The organism is Sphingomonas sp. PP-CE-1A-559, assembly GCF_004340965.1.
GTDB lineage: Bacteria > Pseudomonadota > Alphaproteobacteria > Sphingomonadales > Sphingomonadaceae > Sphingomonas.
Genome location: NZ_SLYA01000015.1, coordinates 1 through 20,498, shown reverse-complemented (window position 1 = coordinate 20,498; position 20,498 = coordinate 1). Strand labels below are relative to the sequence as shown.

Genomic DNA, 20,498 nt, shown 5'->3' with positions numbered 1-20,498 from the left:
ACATCATTGTTATTGCGTTCTTGTTCAGGACGCTACGCCCGCTGAACGAGCTGCTCGATAGTGTCTGGTTCGGCTTTGATCAGCGACAACAGGACACGCGCCGGCGCGTCTGGCTGGCTGCGGCTCTGCTCCCAGTCCCGCACCGTACCCAGTGGGAGATGGTATGCGCGGGCAAACTGATCCTGTGTCTTGCCCGTACGTTTGCGGATCGCGGCCACATCAATGGGCGCCGCTACCCTTGCGTGACCCGTTTCCCCATTGGCGTGGGCAATAGCATCACTGAGGCCGGCTGCGATCTTGTCGAAGGCACTCTTCATTTTTTCCTCCTAAGGCTGTCGGTCAGCGTCTTGGTGAAAGCGGCAAGGGCATTTCGCTCACCCTTGGTGAGATTGGCTTTTTCGTTTTTTCCGAACACGGTCAGCAGGAACGTCGGCGCATCGATGCCCGCATAATAGGTGATGACCCGATAGCCGCCAGATTTACCGCCGCCCGGCCGCGCTACCCGTAACTTACGGGCCCCGCCGCACCCCGGCATGATTTCACCGGCTTCTGGATTGGCAGCGATCAGGTCGACCACCATTTGCTGCTCCTCGGCACTCATGCCAACGTCCTTCGCCGCCGCAAGGTAGGCATTGGTTTCGATGACGGACTGCATACGAGGAAACATGTACGGGTTACCCGTAGTTAGTCAAGCGCGTCGTGTCGCAAGTGGGACCTCGCCTGTTCGGAGCGATACGACCATCAAGCAATCCATCACTCGCAGCCTCTCAGCCTGGCTCTGCTACGTGAACGAACCGCTGCTTACCGCCGACTGCCGCCCGATAACGGACGGGCCGCTATCACCAGAGAAACGGCCGATTAGCCACCTTGCCCCATCGAATGAACGAACGTCTGTTTACCGCCCTCACTGCCCGAAAACGGCCGGGCCGCTTTCCACGAATAATGTTGCAAAGGCCGTAATTACTTTATTTCATATATTTGAGCAGCTCGCAGATTTCCCGTTTACAAAACGTCATATATTCACCAGTTTAATAATCAACACGTACCACAACACTAACGTCGAACGTCGCTTGCGTCTGTTGTAAAGTATTCGAGATCAGACGCACTGGTTCGACTTTGATCTCCAGCAGTCGCATGTTTTAACGAAGCTAGTGCTAAGCCGCGTTCGGCAGCGGCCTTACAGCCATCTTCAAGACAAGACAAAACGCCAGCGGCAAACGCGTCGCCTGTCCCGATCCGATCGACGATCTGCGTAACGGCAATCGCGTCTGTTTCAAACCAATCGTCTCGGCGATCGACGCGGGCGGACAGGCGATGCGTGTCAGCGTCCAGAACCTCTCGCGCGGTTGAAGCGATAGCTGACAACTGCGGAAAGCGCGCAAATGCCGCCTCACAAGCTTGGCGTCGTGCTTCAGGGGTATCGCCAACAAACGACTTCCCAAGCAGCAGCGAAATATCGCGATAATTGCCAAATAGCAGTTCCGCCCTAGCGACATGGTCTAGCAAGATCGGCTGCGGATCGTCACACCAGCGCGCCCACATGCTCGCACGGAAGTTGCCATCGAAAGACACACGCACACCGGCCGCCCGTGCCGCAGCAATCGCGTCGAGCGACAGCCGCGCCGCCTCGGGTCCGATCGCTGGTATGATCCCCGACAGATGCAGCCAGTCGACACCTCGCAGCAGGATTGGCCAGTTATACGCTTCAGGCGGCGTTACCGCGAATACGCTGCCGAGCCGATCGTAGACGATATGGGCACCACGCGGACCGCTCGGCGGCGAGAGGAAATACAGCCCGAGCCGGCCATCGGCCCGCATCACCCGCGATACGTCGACACCCGCCGCACGGACGGTCTCAATCGCAGCATCGCCGATCGACCCATGCGGTAATATCGTAATCAGCGTCGCGGGCGTGCCGATCCGGGCAAGCGCTACCGCAACGTTCGCCTCCGCCCCGCCGAAATGCGCATCGAGCCGCGCCTCCTGAAACAAATGGCCACGGTCGGGCGCTGCAAGCCGCAACAGCATCTCGCCGAAACAGGCTATCTTCATCGTCCAGGCTCCTGCGTGGCGGTTCGCAAGGAAGTACGAGGTCCATTCGCTTGCCAGTTCGCCAGCGCATCGGCGAGCGCAGTGATCGTCTGCGAACTGTCCTGGATTGCGGGCGGAAAGATACCAAGATCGCTGACGAAGCGTGCGGCCACCTCATGGAGATCGCCTGCACTCTCCGTCCAGATCGCCGTATATGTTGAGACCAGCGGATCGTTGGCGATGTTTGGTGCGGCCGCAGTATAGGCCATCCAAGCGGCAAGGCTGGCCAGATGCCGCGGGCTGTGGAGCCCCTGCCCCAGCCGTGCCGCGATCGTCGCGAGCCAGCGCTGCGGCACTTTCTGCGAACCATCCATTGCGATCTGGTCGAGCCGATGATGCAGGTCGGCATTTGCAAAGCGATCGAGCAGCGCATCAATATAGCCCGACGGATCGAGCCCCGCTGCGGGGGTCAGGCTTGCAACGGCTTCGTCCCGCATCTGCGCCACAACGAACGCCCGCAAGTCCGGGTCTGCGACCGCTTCGTGGACGAAGGCATGGCCGAGTTGCAGTCCTACATAAGCCAACGTCGAATGGCTCGCGTTCAAAAGCCGCAGTTTGGCGAGTTCGAACGGTGCGACATCCTCGACGATCTGCGCGCCGGCTTGCTCCCATTGTGGTCGGGGACCGGCGAAGCGGTCCTCGATCACCCATTGCCGGAACGGCTCGGTCACGATCGCCGCCTCATCTTCAACGCCGATAGCAGTCGCTACCATCCCCCGGTCCACCGCAGTCGAGGCTGGGACGATCCGATCGACCATAGTATCAGGCGCCGCGACATGTTCGCGCGTCCACACCGCGAGATCGGTGTTACGACGCTCGACGAATTCTAGCAGCAGGCTCATGAGCAGTCTGCCATTCCCCGAGAGATTGTCGCAAGAGATCAAGGTCAGCCCCCCGGCCCCCTCAACCCTTCGGCGATCAAGCGCGGCGGCGAGATAGCCGAAGATCGTCTCCGGAACGCCGCCGTCAAGGTCGCTCGCGATCATTTGATCGTCGGTACGCAATCGGCCGGTCACGGGATCCCGGTAATAGCCTTTTTCTGTCACGGTCAGCGTGACGACGTGCGTATCGGTGTGGGCGAGCGCGGCGATCACTGCGTCGGGATCTTCTGCCGCAACCAGGACCGTGTCGATCGCAGCGATAAGTCGGATACTGGTCGCACCATTCGACCGCTCGGTCACCGTATACAGCCCGTCCTGCGGGGCGAGTGTATCGCGGACTTGCGGCGAGCGCAGTGATACCCCCGTGATCCGCCAGCCATCGCCCGCATCCTGCGTATAGACCGCCTGATGCGCCCGGTGGAACGCGCCGATCCCAAGATGAACGATCCGCTTCGCCGGCTCGGACTGCACGGAGGGCCGCGCCACATCGCCCGCAAGTATCGCCACGGTCGCGTGTGACAACCTCATATCCGATAGGCCTTGCGTACCAGCCCACTGGTTAGTTCATGCGCAAGATCGACGGCCTCCCACTCTTCCAGCCGGTGCTCGGCAACCAGGCGCGCGAGGAAGCCGCAGTCGATCCGCCGCGCGACGTCATGGCGTGCCGGGATCGAAAGAAACGCGCGTGTATCGTCGTTAAAGCCGACGGTGTTGTAGAAGCCCGCGGTCTCGGTCGTCATCTCGCGGAACCGGCGCATGCCCTCGGGACTGTCATGGAACCACCAGCTCGGCCCAAGCTTCAGGCACGGATAATGCCCGGCAAGCGGAGCCAGCTCCCGCGCGTAGACGCTTTCGTCGAGCGTGAAGAGGATGATCGACAGATCGGTCGAGGTCCCGAACCGATCAAGCAGCGGTTTGAGCGCATGGACATAGTCGGTACGCCCAGGGATATCCGCGCCCTTGTCGCGGCCATGGCTCACGAAAAGCCCCGCATTGTGATTGCGCACCGATCCCGGATGAATCTGCATCACCATCCCGTCCTCTACACTCATCGCCGCCATCTCGGTCAGCATCTGCGCCCGGAACAGTTCGGCGTCGGCCGCGGTCCAGCTGCCACCGACGATCCGCGCGAACAGTGCTTCGCATTCGGACGTGGAGAGGTTGGCGGTGGCGGCGGTGGGATGGCCATGATCAGTGGCAGTGGCCCCTACCGCGCGGAAGTCGGCGCGGCGCCGACGATGCGCGGCGAGATAGCCCTGCCAGCTGTGAACGTCCTCCCCGGTCAGATCGCCGAAGCGCTCCAAGGCACCTGCGAACTGCTCATGCTCGACGTCGATAACGCCGTCGGGGCGATAGGTCGTGACGACACGTCCGTCCCAGCCGCTCGCCTGGATTCGATGATGCGCATCGAGGCTGTCGTGCGCGCCTTCGGTGGTGGCGAGGAAATCGATACAAAACCGGTCGAACAGCGCGCGCGGGCGGAATGCATCGGTCGCGAGCGCGGCGCCGATCGCATCGAAATACAGGTCGGCGGTGGCGGGTTCCAGCGCGACCTCAAACCCGAACACCTCGGCAAAGACGTGATCAAGCCACAGCCGCGACGGCGTGCCCCGGAACAGGTGGTAATGCTGAGCCAGCATTCGCCACGCCGCGCGCGGGTCGGTCGCCGGAATGCCGGTGCGGTTCGGGATGGCCAGCGAGTCGAGGTCGATGCCCTGACTGTAGAGCATGCGGAACAGGTAGTGATCGGGCGCGAGCAGCAGCGTTGTCGCATCGGTCCAGTTGCGATCATCCGCGAACCATGTGGGGTCGACATGACCGTGCGGACTGACGATCGGCAGGTCGGCAATCTCCGCATACAAAGTACGCGCGATGTTGCGCGTCGTCGGATCGGCGGGAAACAGCCGGTCGGGATGAAGCCGCAGCGGACGGGTCATGCCGAAAGTCCCGTCGCATGCGCGATGCCGCGTTCGAGGCCGCGAAGTTCGGCAAGCCCGCGCATCCGGCCGAGCAGAGAATAGCCCGGATTGGTCGTACGATTGAGGTCGTCGAGAATCTGATGGCCGTGGTCTGGCCGCATCGGAATGCTCCGCCCCTCACGGACCGACAGGTTGTGGACTGCGGCGATCACTGCCGCCATTTGCGCATCCCCGCCAAGATGCTCCGCCTCGTGAAATGCACCTAGTGGCTCACGTTGGACCGATCGCAGATGCAGGAAGCCTATCCGCGACCCCAGCCGGTCGACCATGCCCGGCAGGTCGTTGTCGGCCCGCACGCCGAAGGAGCCGGTGCACAGGCACAGGCCGTTCGAGGCGCTGGGGACACGCGCGAACAGATTGGCAACATCCGCCTCGGTGCTGACCACCCGGGGCAGGCCGAAGATCGGGAATGGCGGATCGTCGGGATGGACCACCAGCTGCATGCCAAGCTCGTCCGCAACCGGGCATACTGCCTGGAGGAACGCGACATGGTTGTCGCGCAACGTCGATGCATCGATGCCCGCATAGGTGTCAATCGCACGGAGAAATTGCGGCGACGTAAACCCTTCCTCGCTACCCGGAAGCCCGGCGATGATGGTCCGTTCGAGCGTCGCGCGTGCGTCATCGTCCATCGCCGCGTAGCGCGCTTCGGCCGCTGACTGCGTCGCGACGTCATAATCGTCGGCTGCACCGGGGCGACGTAAGATGAACAGGTCATACGCCGCAACCGCGACCGCCTCGAAGCGGAGCGCGCGGGCGCCATCTGGCAGTTCCCAAGCAAGATCGGTCCGCGTCCAGTCGAGCAACGGCATGAAATTATAGGTGACGACGCGAACGCCACATGCCGCCAGGTTGCGCAGGCTCTGGCAGTAATGGTCGATTAGCCTGTCCCAGTCGCCCGACCGGGTCTTCAGCGCCTCGTCTACCGGCAGGCTCTCGACCACCGTCCAGTCGAGCCCTACCGCTCGCACCTGGGATTTCCGCGCGGCAATTGCCTCCAGCGTCCAAACAGCGCCGTTTGGCACTTCGTGCAGCGCGGTCACGACCTCGGTCGCACCTGCCTGACGGATGTCGCGCAGTCGCACTGGATCGTTCGGCCCGAACCACCGCATAGTCTGTGTCATCAACACGCTTATTCGCCTTCCTGAGTAACCCGAGCCGTGCGCGGCGTCGCGCGCAACAGGCTCCACAAAACACCCGCCGCCAGCAGATCGAGCGCCGCCAATGCTGCGAACAGCGGATCATACCCCCAAGCATCGGCGCTTTGCCCGATCAGCAGCGTGAACAGCATCCCGCCGACCCAGGCGGATGTCCCCGCCATGCCGCTTGCAGTGCCCACGGTGCGGCTGTCGAACATGTCCGCGCATAAGGTGATCAGCGCGCCGCTCAGCATCTGGTGGGCAAAGCCGCCGATGCAGAACAGCAGGATCGCGACACCCGGCGATCCCGCCAGCCCGATGCAAGCCGGACCGATCATGCAAAGCGCCCCGACGGTCATCGTGATCTTGCGCGACGCGACCATCGGCACGCCGCGCTTCATCAGCCAGCCGGGAAGCATGCCAGCCGCCAAGCTGCCGAAATCTGCGGCAAGGAATGGCATCCATGCCCATAACGCGATGCTCTTAAGATCAAGCTTCCACACCGAGACGAGATACAAGGGTATGAAGAAGTTGAACGTCTGCCACGCCGGCTCGGCTAGGAAACGCGGTACCGCGATCCCCCAGAAGGCGCGGCTCTTCAGCAGGTCCTTGCGCGTTGCTGGCTTGGCACCGACATCCTCTTCGCGTGCTGCGGTCATCGCCGCACGGTCGACGTCCGTCAGTGCCGGGTGATCCGCCGGGCTGCGATAGCTCCAATACCACAGGCCAGCCCAAACGAGGCTCAGCGCGCCGGTAACGATGAACGCGGCTTGCCAATTCCACGCCAGGATACAGAACGCGACCAGCGGCGGTGCAATCATGTTGCCGACGCTGGTGCCCATCTGAAATACGCTGGTCGCCAGCGGGCGTTCGCGCGGGGGGAACCATTCGGACACGGTCTTGGCACCGGCCGGGATCGCAGCCGCCTCGCTGGCGCCTAGCAAGGCGCGGAACAGCGCGAGGCTTGGCCAGCCGGTCGCCAATGCATGCGCCATATTAGCCAGAGCCCAGCCGACAGCGAACAGAAAGAAACCGAGCCGCGTGCCGAGCGCGTCGAGCACGCCGCCGGCAACGGTCTGCATGACCGTGTAGCTCGCCTGGAACGCGAGCACGACCCAGCTGTAATCCTCCGTGGTCATGCCGAATTCGGTCTTCAACTGCGGCGCCGCGACCGACAGCGTCGAGCGCGCGAGATAGTTAAGGATCGTACCCAGCGTGACCAGCCCGATCAGCCGCCACCTCAGTGGTATGTCGCGCCACACTCGGTGGCCGTTGCTCATCGCGCGATCTCGATTGCCGAGACGATCGCGTCGCCCTTGCGGGGGACGAATGCCAGATTAAGCTTGCCGCCGCGCACGACGACGGACGCACTCCGGCTCAACGCCTTGGCCGGCCCACCCGCCTCGCGGGCTATGTCCACCGCCTTGACGATCGTCTTGCCGTTGGCGGAGATGTCGAACACGCGCGCGCCCGCCGCAAGCGTCGGTTCGACGAAGGTCAACGTCACCGTGTAGAGTCCGTCGGCGAGCGGTATGGCGTAACTAAAGCGCCCTTCGCGGTAAGTCGCAACGATGCCAACGTCGTTCGTACCGGCTATCACGGCAGCCACGGCTGGCTTACCATACTCAGCTGGCTTGGTCAGCGTACCGGCCTTACCACCGGTAAAGTAGGCATCAGATCCAAACCGTCTGCTTGCTTTAGCCGCAACGATCGCACCTGCGTCGATCCTCACATTTTTGGCTACGTCATCGGATACTGTCCAAGTCACGTGATCCTCAACGGTACCGCCACGCGCCGACACCGTATTACTCCCCACGGCGAGGGTGACGTCACGCCACACGCAGACGCGATCCGGGCAGTCTGCACGGATACCGAGCGAACGTCCGTTCAGCAGTAGCTCGGTCGAAGGCGCATTGCTGTACACGCGCACGTCGGTGACCGGATAGGCGCGATCTGCGTAGCGCCGCCCGTTGATATGGACGGTCGGCGCCGTGCTCCAGTTGGCCTTGTAGAAATAATACGCATCCTTGCGGATAGCGCGATCGTAGGTGACCAGACCCTTGGTATTGATGTCCTGCGCATCACCCTCGGCACGAATGGTGGTGGCGAAATCGAACGAGTTCCACAGGAACGTACCCCAGAGATACGGGCGAGCCTTCAAGGCTTTCCACGCCTCCTCGTGAATGTAGCTCTCATATTCCTCCGGCTGGATGACGCCGCGCGAATCGATCGGCCCGCCAAGGACGTCGTCGGTATGAATGCTGGTAGCGCCACCGGCGCCGTACTCGGTCACCGAAAGCGGCTGTTGCGGCCGCTTGGCATGCAGCGCGTCAAGATGCGGCCCGAGGTCGCCCGGCACGCCGAAATACCAACCGAAATAGCGGTTTGCCCCGCCAAGATCGGCGGCCTCCGCGGTCGTCGGGATAGCAACGCCGTCATCGAACAGCCGCCCTTCGCAACAAGTCGCCAGCGCCGTGCGTCGGCTCGGATCCTCGGCATGAGCGATCTCCTGCACCGTTTTCAACAACGGCATCGGGTCGGGCGTCTTGCCATCGGGATAGCCTGTCAGAAAAGCCGGGAAAGAATTGCCGAAATCGACTTCGTTTGCGATCCCCCAGGTCACGACAGACGCGTGGTTGCCGTTCTGGCGGATCAGCTCGCGCATTTGCTGCCGAGCGTTCTGGACGAGTGCGGCGCGTGGCTCCAGTTCGCCGCGCCGGGTCCACGCGGAGACCAACGGGATTTCATCCCACACCAGAATGCCGTTCCGGTCGGCAAGGTCATGGATCGTCTGCCCGTGCTGATAATGGGTCAGGCGAATGGCATTTACGCCCATCTCGCGCATGATCGCGACATCCGCGGCAACGTCGGCGGGTGTGATCGCCCAGCCCTTGCCTTCGCGGTCCTGATGGTAACCGACCCCGCGCAGCTGGACATGCTTGTCGTTGAGAAACAAGCCCTTATCGGGATCGATACGGATCGTCCGGATACCGAACGGCTGGCGAACTTCGTCAAGCAATCGCCCTCGTGTATCAAAGACGGCGACCGACAGCGTGTAGAGATACGGATCGTCAACGCCCTGCCACAGATGCGGATTGGCAACGTCAAGACCGATCGCCGCCTCCTGCGTGGCCGCACCCGCCAGCTTCAACGAAGACTGTGCGGTTGCGACGCTTCGTCCCTCGGCATCGATCAGGCCTACGGTCACACGTGCCGCCGCGGCGCGAGCAGCCGTGTTGGTGATTCGCGTTCGTACGTCGATCCTGGCCTGGTTGGCCGTGGCACCGGCCGTCGTCGCGAAAATGCCGGAACCGCCGAAATCCGCGAGATCGACGTGGATCGGATCGACCGCGATCAACCGTACGGGGCGGTATAATCCGCCATGGACGAAGAAGTCGCCCGTCAACGGCAGTACGTCGGCGGTCGTGGCATCTTTGCCCCCCGGCGCGGTATTGTCGGTTCGCACGACCAGTATGTTTTCGCCGGTAGGTACGAGCGCCTTGCTGGCGTCCAGGCGGAAGCGGGAGAAGCCACCTGCATGATCTCCCAGCTTCTTGCCGTTCAGCCAGACGCTGGCGATGCGGCTGGCGGCATCGAACTCGAGCCAGATGCTCTTGCCCCGCATTTCGGCGGGGACGGTGAAGCGTTGCCGATACCAACCCAAGCCCTGCGTCTTGTCGACCGTCTCAGCACGGTGGATGTGGGTCGCGGGATCAGGCCGGTAGAACCCGACGCGGTTCCACGTGTGCGGGACCGATACGGTCTGCCACGCAGAGTCGTCGAAGCCGTTGTCCGTGACATTTGCCGGCTCGCCCCCTTGGCGGAAACGCCAACCATCATCAAGAACCTTCGCGGCGCGAGAACTCTTGGACTGCGGAACACCGCCGGACGCCTGGGCCCAACTCGGCGCTAACGGAATACCTGCCAGCATCACAGTTGCCGCAGCTAACGTTGCAAAACGACGGGTCATCTACCCTCTCCCTTTTTTTGGGAAATAGCATCAACCAACCGGCCTTACCAGTCCGTTTAACCTATCGTCGCAACCGAGCAGTCATATTAAGTCTGAGCCGCTAGGCGGTATCGCGCTCGGGTAGATGCCACAGCCTTCCGCGCTTCCTCGACCGCGCGTTCTTCAGTTGCAAACAAAAGGTGATCCATAACAGCAGTAAGATGAGTTCGCATGGCCGAGCGAGCAGCAATGCTATCTCTAGAACGCAATGCCGCTAGTATAACCCGGTGCTCCTCAACCACTGGACGCACGTTCGCCGTTCTCGCCTTATTATGTAGAAGGGTACAGGCGGGAGATGTGGAACGGACCCGCCAAAACTCCTCGATTGTCATTTGAATGGCTTTGTTGCGAGTCGCTTTTGCAATGAGAAAATGGAATGCACGGTCAGCGACCTCAGCGTTATCAAATGCTGCGGTTGCCATCTGATCAACGAGATGTGTCAGTTCATCCAATTCTATGTCAGTAATATGTACTGCCGCCAGGGCCGCAGCCTCACCCTCAAAAACTATCCGAGCCTCAGTCAACTCAAAGGCAGTTATCGCAAAATCCGGGCGATCATCACTGTCGCCTGGAAGGCGTAGGATGAAAGCTCCCGACCCCACTCGAACCTCGATGAAACCTTGCACTTCAAGCGCAATGAGGGCCTCACGAACAGCAGGACGACTTACATTATGCTCGATTGAGAGCTCACGTTCGGCGGGGAGCCTGTCACCAACCGTGTACCGCCCTGCGACCATGTCATCAATCAGAAGGCGAGCAAGGCGTTGGTATAGCCGCTCGCTATTTGCTGCCGCAGGGGCGGATACGGGATTCAAACGCGTGGCCATAATAGTTCACTCTAGGTGGTAGCTGACTGACCAATATCATATTTTTACCGTCAATCTACTACGCCGTGCCGTTTTAGGTCGACCTCGCCGCCGGGTTTCGTTCTTGGAGTTGTGCCAAGGCAAACTGAGATACCGAGGCGAAACATTTTGACGATACGATTGATCTTACCAATGCAGCCAACAGAAACGCTAGAGCTACGTAGTGGCTAGGCGATAGGACCACCGGGTACTTTCAACACCTCTTTAGATAGTGATTGACTCGCAAATAGGTTTCTGGAATTGGTCAGGCAGAAAATCAGCCGGGGTACAAGGCTGACCTCAGGGAGAGATATAATGCAGATGAAGCATGTCCTTTTGGCATCGGTCGCCATCGCCACCATGTCGCCTCTATCGTCAGCCGCACAGACGGGTGCGATCGCGCCGGCTCCTCCCTCCCCTACCAGCCCGGTCGCGAGTCCACTGGCGCCCCCAGGTCAGCAGCAGGGGTCCAACACTTCGGAAGCAGCTGGGCCCCAGGACAACGGCTCCCTCGAAGAGATTGTGGTTACGGCACAGAAGCGTGAGCAGAGCCTTCAGTCCGTTCCCGTTGCCGTCACTGCTATTACGGCAGACCAACTCGAGGCTCGCGGCGTCGTCGCTGTTACCGACGTTGCTCGCGTGTCGCCCAGCTTGACAATCACCGAAAATACGAACGCTACCGGCAACAGTATCAATCTGCGCGGTATCGGTACTTTCTCGTTCAGCATCGGCATCGAGCCGAGCGTGGCCATCGTCGTCGATGACGTTGCACTGCTTCAGCAGGCTCAGGCATTCTCGGGTCTCAACGATATTGCACGGCTCGAGGTCCTACGTGGTCCCCAGGGAACTTTGTTCGGGAAGAACGCGTCTGCCGGCGTCATCAATATCGTAACCCAGGGGCCGACATCCACGCTGACGGGGTCGGTCGGGGCGGTTGCTACCACGGATGATCAGTATCGCATCGAGGGAATGATTTCGGGACCGGTCGCGCAGGGCGTTGGGTTCCGGCTCAACGCTTTCTACGATGACCGCGACGGCTATGTGAAGAACCTCAACACCGGCAACAAGCTAAACGGCGAACGTAGCTATGGGGCCCGCGCCCGCGTCGACCTGGACCCTGTCAACAATCTAAATATCGCGCTGACCGGGACCTACACGAATACGAAGACCGATGGCCAGGTCCGGACTTTCAGGAGCGTGAACCCCGGTGCGACTGTCTTCGGTGCGCCGGTTGCGAACTCGATTGTCGGAATTACGCCCTCCGATACCAACTACCGCATCAGGTTGGACACCGAGCCGGAGAATCGCAGCAAGCAGGCAATGTTCACCGGGCGGGCCACGCTGGATCTTGGTGGTGCGAACCTGGTTTCCATCACGGCGTATCAGGACTGGCGCTTCCGGTTTATCGAAGACCTCGATACGCTGGGCTCCCCAACCCTTCTGGTGCCGACCAATCCGGCGAGCACCGTACTTCCGTTCGGGTCTGCCGCCCTCGCCAGCTTCCATGCAAAGAATTTCACTCAGGAACTTCGACTTGTGTCGTCGGGAAGCCGCAGGCTGGATTACCTGTTCGCGCTCTTCTACGCGAACGGTGATACGACCCGTGATCTGAACCGAGGCCCGAACGCGGCGACTGCTTGGAATGCGAGCGCATCGACGGAGACGTTTGCTGCCTTCGGTCAGCTAACGTACGACGTGACCGACACGACCCACATCGACGGTGGCCTCCGCTTCAATCGTGAAAAGATCGGGGCAATTTTCCAGAACGTAACTGCAGGGGCTGTTCCCGTAGCCAACAACGCCACGTGCCTCACGCAATGCAGCGGTCGCGACAGCGACAACCAGGTCACGTACAAGGTGTCTGTTCGACAGGATCTGACGGATGCGGTGATGGCGTACGCCTCCTACTCGACCGGATACAAAGGCCAGGGCTTCGATATCAGCACGGGCTTCAACCCGACCCGAGCAGCGAACCCGGTTCGTCCGGAAACGAGCAACGCATACGAAATCGGCGTGAAAAGCCGTTTCCTCGACAACAAGGTTCAGTTGAACGTCACGGGCTTCTGGACGGACTTCAAGGACTTCCAGGCTCAGGGTGCGGTCACGCTGCCCGACGGTACGGTGAACCCCCAGCTCAGCAACGTCGGCAAGCTGCGCAGCAAGGGCGTCGAAGCTGAGTTGTCCGCCAAGCCGACGCGAGCACTGCGCATCGATGCGTCTGCTGCCTATACCGACGCCAAAATTCGGGATTTTACGAACGCACCCTGCTTCGGCGGTCAGACGCTCGCACAGGGATGCCGTCCCGCGGGTAACACGACCCTACAGGACCTGTCCGGTGCGCAGCTCGCGAACTCACCAAAGTTCAAATACAACATCGCTGCGACCTATGACGTCGCGCTGCCTTCTCTGCCTTTCGACGGTTTCGTCACTGCCGAATTCGCACACCAGAGCCGTGTCAAGCTCGACCTTTTGGGAAGCCCGGTCTCGTATCAGGACTCCTACGGCGTCGTGAACGGCAGCATCGGTATCGACGGCCGCAAGGATGGCAACTTTCGCGTAGCGCTCTTCGTCAACAACCTCTTCGACCAGGAATACGCGACATCGCTCGGCTACACCGGAAGCTCGAATTTCCAGGCCGTGGCGCAGCTCCTGCCGCGTAATTCGCGCCGCTACTTCGGCATTCGCACGCGCGTAGGCTTTTAAGAGACGCGGTAATCAGCTGCCTCGATCCGTTGCCGGTGCCGCTTGTTAGGAAGAGCGGCCCGGCGGGCGATAGATTGCTGACGATCGAACGCTGACAGTACGATTCCGGCATGCGAAGGAATATGAATATGAAAAAAATCGGGATCGTTGCGCTGGCACTCGCAGGCGTAGCCGGCACGACGTTCGCTGCAGGCGCCGTGGTTGCGCAGCGGCAGCAGACCGGAGCGGGTACGAAGCCCTGGATGAACGCGTCGCTGACCGCCGAACAACGGGCGGAAGCCTTGCTGAAAGTGATGAGCCTTGAAGAGAAGGCCGGCCAGGTTTCGCAGCAGTTCATGTTCGGCGCATTCGAACAATTCGCCCCCGCAGTGCGCGGTCAGAAGGTGGGCTCGCTGCTGTTCGTCACCGATCCCGCGATCATCAACCGGCTGCAGAAGGTCGCCGTCGAGGACACCCGTCTCAAAATACCGCTGATCTTCGGATACGACGTCATCCACGGCTTCCGTACCATCTTCCCAGTGCCGATCGGCAATGCCGCTTCGTGGGATCCCGATAACGTCGAGCGGGCGCAGAGCGTTGCGGCTTCGGAGGCGCGCGCCGTCGGCATCCACTGGGCGTTCTCCCCGATGCTCGACATCGCCCGAGATCCGCGGTGGGGCCGCATTGTCGAAGGGAACGGTGAGGATCCCTTCCTTGGTTCGGCAATGGCGCGTGCGCAGGTCCGCGGCTTCCAAGGCGCTGCAATCGGCGCGCCGGGGCACATCATTTCGGGTCCAAAGCATTTCGCCGGATACGCCGCGGCCGACGGCGGCCGAGATTATGACAGCGTCTACATCTCAGATTCTCAACTTTACAATGTGATCCTGCCCCCCTTCGCTGCGGCCGTGCAAGCCGGTGCGGGCAACGTCATGAGCGCCTACATGGATCTCAACGACATACCGGCAGTCGGAAACAAGTGGCTGCTGACGACGGTCCTGCGCGAGCAAATGGGTTTCAAGGGTTGGGTGGTTTCCGACGCGAACGGCACCAAGAATCAGGTCATCCAGAACTTCGCCAAGGACGACGCAGACGCAGCCGTCAAAAGCGTCAGCGCCGGGAACGACATGGAAATGTCATTCGGCCCGGCTGCGTCCGCAGAAACGCTCGCGGCATCGGTGCGTGCCGGAAAGCTTTCCGAAGCCACTCTCGATCAATCCGTGAAGCGCATCTTGACCGGAAAGTTCAAGATGGGCCTGTTCGAGCATCCTTATGTCGACGAGGTCGCCGCCAAGACCATATTGTCAGCGCCCGAACATCGCCAGGTTGCGCAGCTCGCTGCCGAACGTGCGCTTGTCCTGCTCAAGAATGACGGGAACACACTCCCGCTGACGGCTGGTGCACAGAAAAAGATCGCCGTTATCGGTGCGACGTCGAATTCGAAGCGGGACATGCTCGGCCCCTGGGCTTTCCAGTATGACCTTCCCGAGACGGTAACGGTTTTTGAAGGCATCAGAGACCGACTTGGTAGCGCAGTATCGGTGGAGACGGCACCCGGCGTCCAGCTCAAACGGGCTGTACCGTCGATGTTCGACAGCATCGTCATCCCTGGCACCGCCAAACCGGAGCCTCGCTGGGACGCAGCACGAACGGCAAGTGAGTTCGATCGAGCGGTCGCCCTCGCCAAGAGATCCGACCTCGTCGTTCTTACCCTTGGTGAAGCCGAGGATATGAGCGGAGAGAATGCCTCCCGGTCGGACCTCAAGTTGCCTGGAGACCAGATCAAGCTGTTCTCTGCGCTCAAGGCGCTAGGCAAACCGGTTATCGTCGTCACCATGAGCGGCCGGCCCCTCGAACTGGGTGAGGTCCTCGACCAGTCGCCCGCAATCCTTCACGCCTGGTATGGCGGAAGTCGTGGCGGCGTAGCCATTGCCCGCGCGCTGTTCGGCGATGTAAACCCTGGTGGAAAGCTTCCGATCACATGGCCAAGGTCGGTCGGGCAAGTGCCGATCTACTACGCTCACAACACGACCCATGCCCCAAAAGACCAGAGCAAACGCTACTGGGATATCCCATCCACCCCGCAATTCGAATTTGGCTACGGCCTGAGCTACACCAATTTCACCATATCGCCGCCAAACCTAGACAAGACGGCTCTGGTTCCAGGCGGTAAAGTCACGGTGTCGGCAACAATAACGAACGCAGGACGTCGTTCGGGTGACGAAGTCGTACAATTGTATATTCATCAGCAGGCCGGTCGCGCATCACGCCCGGTACGGGAGCTGAAAGGTTTCCAGCGAGTCACCCTTCAGCCTGGCGAACGCCGTACCGTCACATTCGATCTCGATGAAACTAGCGTGCGATACTGGAATGCCGCCGTAAAGGATTGGGTCGTGGATCCCGGTAAGTTCGACGTCTGGCTCGGAAATAGCTCAAACACGACAAATCATGGGACGTTCGACGTCAGTGGCGCACCGCGAACGGTCAAGGGCTGGCACTGATCTTCCGCGAACAACGCCCTGCGCCATGTGCCTCGGGAAAGCTACCCTTCAGCCGAGGGTAGCCGTGACTCAGAAGTGAATACCTTGGGCATTATTGCTAGCTTTTTTGATGTGTAAGAGGTTCGCCAATAATATCGATGGAGATCTGCATGACATCGGCAGGGAGTAGAATGCGACCGGTGGACGAGAATGTCGTCCATACAATGCAGCGAGGTCTTCCGGTTCAGCAGGATGCTACGCTCATGGCCGCTTTCGGCATTAGCTATAATACCTGGCGGAAGGTTCGCGCGGGTCAGCCTATTCGATCATCGGTTGCTGACAGGCTAGAAAAACGCGTGGCTGGAATATGTTGACGATGGCCGCTTTGAACTGAAAACTATGTTGGATCTTGCCCAAAGCGCAGTAAACTATGGAGAATAAGAGCATGCCGGGTAGATTTCTACGCGTCGTTACGCTGACCGGCGTCGCCATAGCAAGTGCAGCACCCGCACAAACCGAGACCGTGGTGCGGACGGCAACTGGGCCGGTTCGCGGCGTACGCAATGCTGATGTGATTTCGTACAAAGGCGTACCCTTCGCCGCTCCGCCGATTGGCGCATTACGGTGGCAACCACCGCAGCCAGCAAAACCTTGGACCGCGGTACGCGTGGCGTCGAACTACGCTGCCGACTGTATGCAGCTGCCGTTCCCGAGCGATGCTGCTCCGCTAGGTACTACTCCATCCGAAGACTGCCTCTACGCTAATATCTGGCGACCTGCCAAAGCGACATCGAAGTTACCCGTAATGATATGGATTTATGGCGGCGGGTTTGTGAATGGAGGATCGTCACCCCCGACTTATAGCGGTGCAACACTCGCACGTGCCGGCATCATGGTGATGAGCTTTAACTATCGGCTGGGTCGGTTCGGCACCTTCGCCCACCCTGGCCTTGCTTCGGAAGTGGCTAACTATGGCCTACTGGATCAATTGGCGGCGTTGCGTTGGGTCAAGAAGAATATATCGCGGTTCGGCGGCGACCCCGATAATGTGACGGTTGTTGGAGAGAGTGCCGGCGGGAAGTCCGTCCATGCGCTACTTACCTCGCCAGACGCAATTGGCCTGTTTCAACGTGCCGTGATTCAATCAGGTGGCGACGCTTCGGCCAATGGGACGTCTATGGCGACTGCTCGGGCCTCGGGCACGAAATTCGCAGTCGGCAAGGGTATCGCACCCGAAGATGGAGACGCTGCGATCAAATTGCGTGCGCTACCCGCAGATCAGGTCGTCGATGGCCTCAATCTCGCAACAATGTCCCGGCCTGACTATAGCGGACCTGTGCCAGATGGCCGCACGTTTGTGGATAGCATCGCCGCCTACCGTGCCGGACGCTTCTTGCATGTACCGATTATGATCGGCGCGACCAGCGACGACATTGGCGGGCCGACTGGCTTAATGATCAAAGGCGCTCGCGATCTTGCTATGTTGTTCGCACACAATAATCTGCCGGTATACTACTATCGCTTCGATTACGTAGCGAACTCTGCGCAGACATCCGAAACCGGCGGCGCCGCCCATGCAACTGATATTCCCTTTTTCTTCGATACAGTCGCCGTCAAATACGGCACGAAAATTACAGATACCGACCGACGTGTCGGCCGTTTGACGAGCCAGTATCTGATCAACTTCGTGAAGAACGGCAACCCAGGGGGTGCTGCAGATGCCGTCTGGCGAAATTACAGTGATACTGACCGCGTCATGTTGACGATAAACCGTCGTGGAGATGCGAAACTAGCCGCAGAATGAGTACGACATCGCTTTGACGGCTGGGCCGGTACACACCAAACGCAACTTTATTCGATTACGGTCGTCTTCAAACGAGCGGCTATTTACTGCCTATCGTTGGCTTGCTGCCATAAACGGTAAGCCAGACCTCTGCCTCACAGCCTGAATGAACGTCTACTTACGCCGATCCCTCCCCGAAAGCGGCCATTCCGCTTTCCACCACGAAAGGCCGAAAAGCTGTCCTACGTGTCCGAGTCTGCTGCCGTATCTAGCTTGGGGACGAACTTATAGACGGTGCCTCGGGAAATGCCGAGTTGGCGAGCGATATGTGCGGGCTTTATACCGTCGGCGATCAGCTTACGCACCGCGTCGGGATCAATACGCGGCTTACCGCCTTTGTAGACGCCCCGCGCCTTTGCTGCCTCGATACCTTCAAGTTGCCGTTCGCGTCGGAGGTTCGTCTCGAACTCTGCAAATACGCCGAGCATATCGAGAAATGCTTTTCCCGTTACCGTGCTTGTATCGATCGGTTGCTCCGTCGCCTTGAGAGCGATCCCCCTGCCCTTCAGCTCGTGTACAATATCCTGCAGATCTTTCATCGACCGAGCGAGCCGATCAATACGGGTCACTACCAGAGTGTCGCCTTTGCGAAGGAAGTCGAGCAGGACTTGCAGTTCGGTCCGTGCGCCGCGCTCGCTCCCTGATTTTTTCTCCGAGCGGATGGTCTGGCAGCCAGCGGCCTGCAGCGCGGTTTCCTGTATTCCGAGATCCTGCTCAGAGATCGATACTCGCGCGTAACCAAAAAGCGTCATTGGAGCCTCATTTGTTCAATCAGGTTCTAGACCACCTGCACGGAGTGTTCAATCTCTATGCAAGTGACCCTGATTGAACGGGAAGACTGTCCAGCGCAGTGTGTTCACTCACGGTATACCCGGATTGACGCTGAGCGTGACGTCCTGCCCTTTTTGGTAGGTGACGGAAAACCTCTAGATTTTGTTTTCCGCACAATCGGACAAGGCGACAGGGTTTGTCGCATGTGCCACGCAAAGGTTGGGACAGCCTCGGTCGCCTGTCCTACCACCTGCCGACAATCGTGTGGTTCCCGACAGGCCAACCAGTGATCGATTTCGCCGATCGATGGGGCGGGGCCTGGGGCAGACGCAGTCCACCTCAAGACATCCTCCCTTATCATGCTCAAAATTCAAAATCGGCAACGTCTTCTCGCGCCGCTATTCCCGTTTTCCCATCCAAATTCGTTAATTTCGAGAAAAGCCAATCGGGAACAGATTTCGAGAAATTGATAGCTCGACGCAATTTTAGAATGCGACCGGCCAGATTCTTCCGGCAGGAGGTTCCTTTCCGAGAAAGGGTGGGGACGACAAAAACGCCTATTAACGGACACTCGGTTGCGTGAGGCATGCGCCCTTCGGCGTTATCCGCGAGTAGACCACTTCATCCGCCTGACGAGAGAACGCGTAGAATTTACCACTAAATTCGCTTAGGTGCCGAAGGTATCGTGGTTCGCTGTAATGCTCGGGTAGCAGTGGAAACCACGTTTCATCGGGCGATCTCACGAACGCAAACTGGCTACCTGTCGTTCGATCGAGAATAAGATTCGCTTTCGTATAAATAGAGTATCCTTGTTTCTCCGCTCCCACTTCATAGTCTTTCGGACTAATACTAGAACCATCAAATGAAATTGATTTCACATCGACAAGTATGCGGGGGGCTACTTTGCTCTCGTAGCAGCCATATACATAGCGAGGATCAATGGACTCTGGTCGATAACACAGCTTTAAAAGAAGCAGCATCGCAAGCATAGGAGTAAATATTATAGCCCACCCGATTATCTTATCCCGCATACTAATCGTTGCGAAAAAGTCGTAATCTCGATCTTCTGGCTTTTGCATCGTTGTCCAATTTTCGTCACTCGCTCGCGCAAGGTTGCACAACTCCGGGGCGACGCATATCCTTCCCAATCGGCTCGACCGGCTGAAAGCCAAGGTCCGCTTTCCTTCCAAAGCCGGTCATTCTGATGCAAAATCAAAAGTTTTGCTCCAAACGGACTGCCGCTATTGAGCGCTTCGATCGCGGCTAATCCACCATCCGAGCAGCCAATAGACGAGGAAGCCTTCGGCCATGCCCAGGGGATATGCGACGGCATGGCCTGACGAAAACCTATGGTTGATAGGAACGGCCCAAATAGCGATTACGTTGGCAAGCACCACTAGGCCGACCAGCCACCAAAAACCTGATCTGGAACGCCCTTCCCAGCGCGCCGATACGCCGATCCAAATTGAGAAGAAGGCCATCGTAGCTACCAGAGCTTTCTCGGCCGTCGAGAAATATGCGACGACTACAAAGATCGGCAGCGTCTGAGCGACGACAACCAACATTTCACGAAGCCGCCCTCGCACCCCTGCCATGTAGGTCGCCATTCTAGTGACGTACTCCTCCCGGCTAAACTCGTCTAGCAGACCGCAGTCGAGACCAAACTTCGGGCGCCTGATGCAAAACTCAAACAGACTGTGTGGAAAGTCGTGAACAGCGCGGTCGGTGTCAGCGATTTCCAGTCTCGAGCGGTTCGAGAACCAAATGGCCCGAAGGTGGCC

14 protein-coding genes are annotated in these 20,498 nt (G+C 59.6%); 3 read left to right on the top strand and 11 right to left on the bottom strand.

The genetic code is table 11. From position 1 onward, the window contains the following. Positions 1–32: 32 nt before the first annotated feature. The 9 genes from C8J42_RS18845 to C8J42_RS18805 all read right to left on the bottom strand — a co-directional run bounded on the left by C8J42_RS18845 (position 33) and on the right by C8J42_RS18805 (position 10,926). Positions 33–317 (bottom strand): transcriptional regulator, encoded by a 285-nt coding sequence (locus C8J42_RS18845; RefSeq protein WP_056485555.1) that lies wholly within the window; start codon positions 315–317, stop codon positions 33–35. Continuing rightward, positions 314–655 (bottom strand): type II toxin-antitoxin system RelE/ParE family toxin, encoded by a 342-nt coding sequence (locus C8J42_RS18840; RefSeq protein ID WP_133021363.1) that lies wholly within the window; start codon positions 653–655, stop codon positions 314–316. Before C8J42_RS18840 ends, C8J42_RS18845 begins: the two co-directional genes overlap by 4 nt. A 398-nt stretch (positions 656–1,053) precedes the next feature. Continuing rightward, on the bottom strand, positions 1,054–2,052 hold the full coding sequence (locus C8J42_RS18835; protein WP_133021362.1) for a sugar kinase: 999 nt from the start codon (positions 2,050–2,052) through the stop codon (positions 1,054–1,056). Then, positions 2,049–3,500: a mannitol dehydrogenase family protein gene (locus tag C8J42_RS18830; protein ID WP_133021361.1), complete on the bottom strand. Its 1,452-nt coding sequence runs from the start codon at positions 3,498–3,500 to the stop codon at positions 2,049–2,051. Before C8J42_RS18830 ends, C8J42_RS18835 begins: the two co-directional genes overlap by 4 nt. Next, entirely contained in the window at positions 3,497–4,909 is a 1,413-nt protein-coding gene (gene uxaC, locus C8J42_RS18825) for a glucuronate isomerase (protein WP_133021360.1), read from the bottom strand. Before uxaC ends, C8J42_RS18830 begins: the two co-directional genes overlap by 4 nt. Beyond that, positions 4,906–6,075, bottom strand: a complete 1,170-nt coding sequence (uxuA, locus tag C8J42_RS18820; RefSeq protein ID WP_133021359.1) for a mannonate dehydratase — start codon at positions 6,073–6,075, stop codon at positions 4,906–4,908. Before uxuA ends, uxaC begins: the two co-directional genes overlap by 4 nt. Positions 6,076–6,083: 8 nt before the next feature. Next, positions 6,084–7,370 (bottom strand): MFS transporter, encoded by a 1,287-nt coding sequence (locus tag C8J42_RS18815; RefSeq protein WP_133021358.1) that lies wholly within the window; start codon positions 7,368–7,370, stop codon positions 6,084–6,086. Continuing rightward, positions 7,367–10,060, bottom strand: a complete 2,694-nt coding sequence (locus tag C8J42_RS18810) for a glycoside hydrolase family 2 TIM barrel-domain containing protein (protein ID WP_243644619.1) — start codon at positions 10,058–10,060, stop codon at positions 7,367–7,369. The genes C8J42_RS18815 and C8J42_RS18810 overlap by 4 nt, the downstream gene beginning before the upstream one ends. 86 nt (positions 10,061–10,146) lie before the next feature. Continuing rightward, positions 10,147–10,926, bottom strand: a complete 780-nt coding sequence (locus C8J42_RS18805) for a FadR/GntR family transcriptional regulator (RefSeq protein ID WP_133021357.1) — start codon at positions 10,924–10,926, stop codon at positions 10,147–10,149. Between the two features lie 333 nt (positions 10,927–11,259). On the opposite strand from C8J42_RS18805, the gene C8J42_RS18800 reads away from it, so the two are divergent. The 3 genes from C8J42_RS18800 to C8J42_RS18790 all read left to right on the top strand — a co-directional run bounded on the left by C8J42_RS18800 (position 11,260) and on the right by C8J42_RS18790 (position 17,907). Next, positions 11,260–13,647 (top strand): TonB-dependent receptor, encoded by a 2,388-nt coding sequence (locus C8J42_RS18800; RefSeq protein ID WP_243644618.1) that lies wholly within the window; start codon positions 11,260–11,262, stop codon positions 13,645–13,647. Between the two features lie 128 nt (positions 13,648–13,775). Continuing rightward, positions 13,776–16,124 carry a glycoside hydrolase family 3 N-terminal domain-containing protein gene (locus C8J42_RS18795; RefSeq protein WP_243644617.1) on the top strand — a complete coding sequence of 783 codons (2,349 nt, stop codon included), beginning with the start codon at positions 13,776–13,778 and terminating at the stop codon, positions 16,122–16,124. Positions 16,125–16,548: 424 nt separating this feature from the next. After that, positions 16,549–17,907: a carboxylesterase family protein gene (locus C8J42_RS18790; protein ID WP_207897185.1), complete on the top strand. Its 1,359-nt coding sequence runs from the start codon at positions 16,549–16,551 to the stop codon at positions 17,905–17,907. Positions 17,908–18,128: 221 nt separating this feature from the next. Here C8J42_RS18790 and C8J42_RS18785 read toward each other — a convergent pair whose 3' ends face one another. Both C8J42_RS18785 and C8J42_RS18780 read right to left on the bottom strand, forming a co-directional pair. Then, positions 18,129–18,698 (bottom strand): recombinase family protein, encoded by a 570-nt coding sequence (locus C8J42_RS18785; protein WP_133021355.1) that lies wholly within the window; start codon positions 18,696–18,698, stop codon positions 18,129–18,131. A 1,260-nt stretch (positions 18,699–19,958) separates the two neighbouring features. Beyond that, positions 19,959–20,498: hypothetical protein (locus C8J42_RS18780; protein ID WP_207897184.1), on the bottom strand; the 540-nt coding region annotated here is incomplete at its 5' end.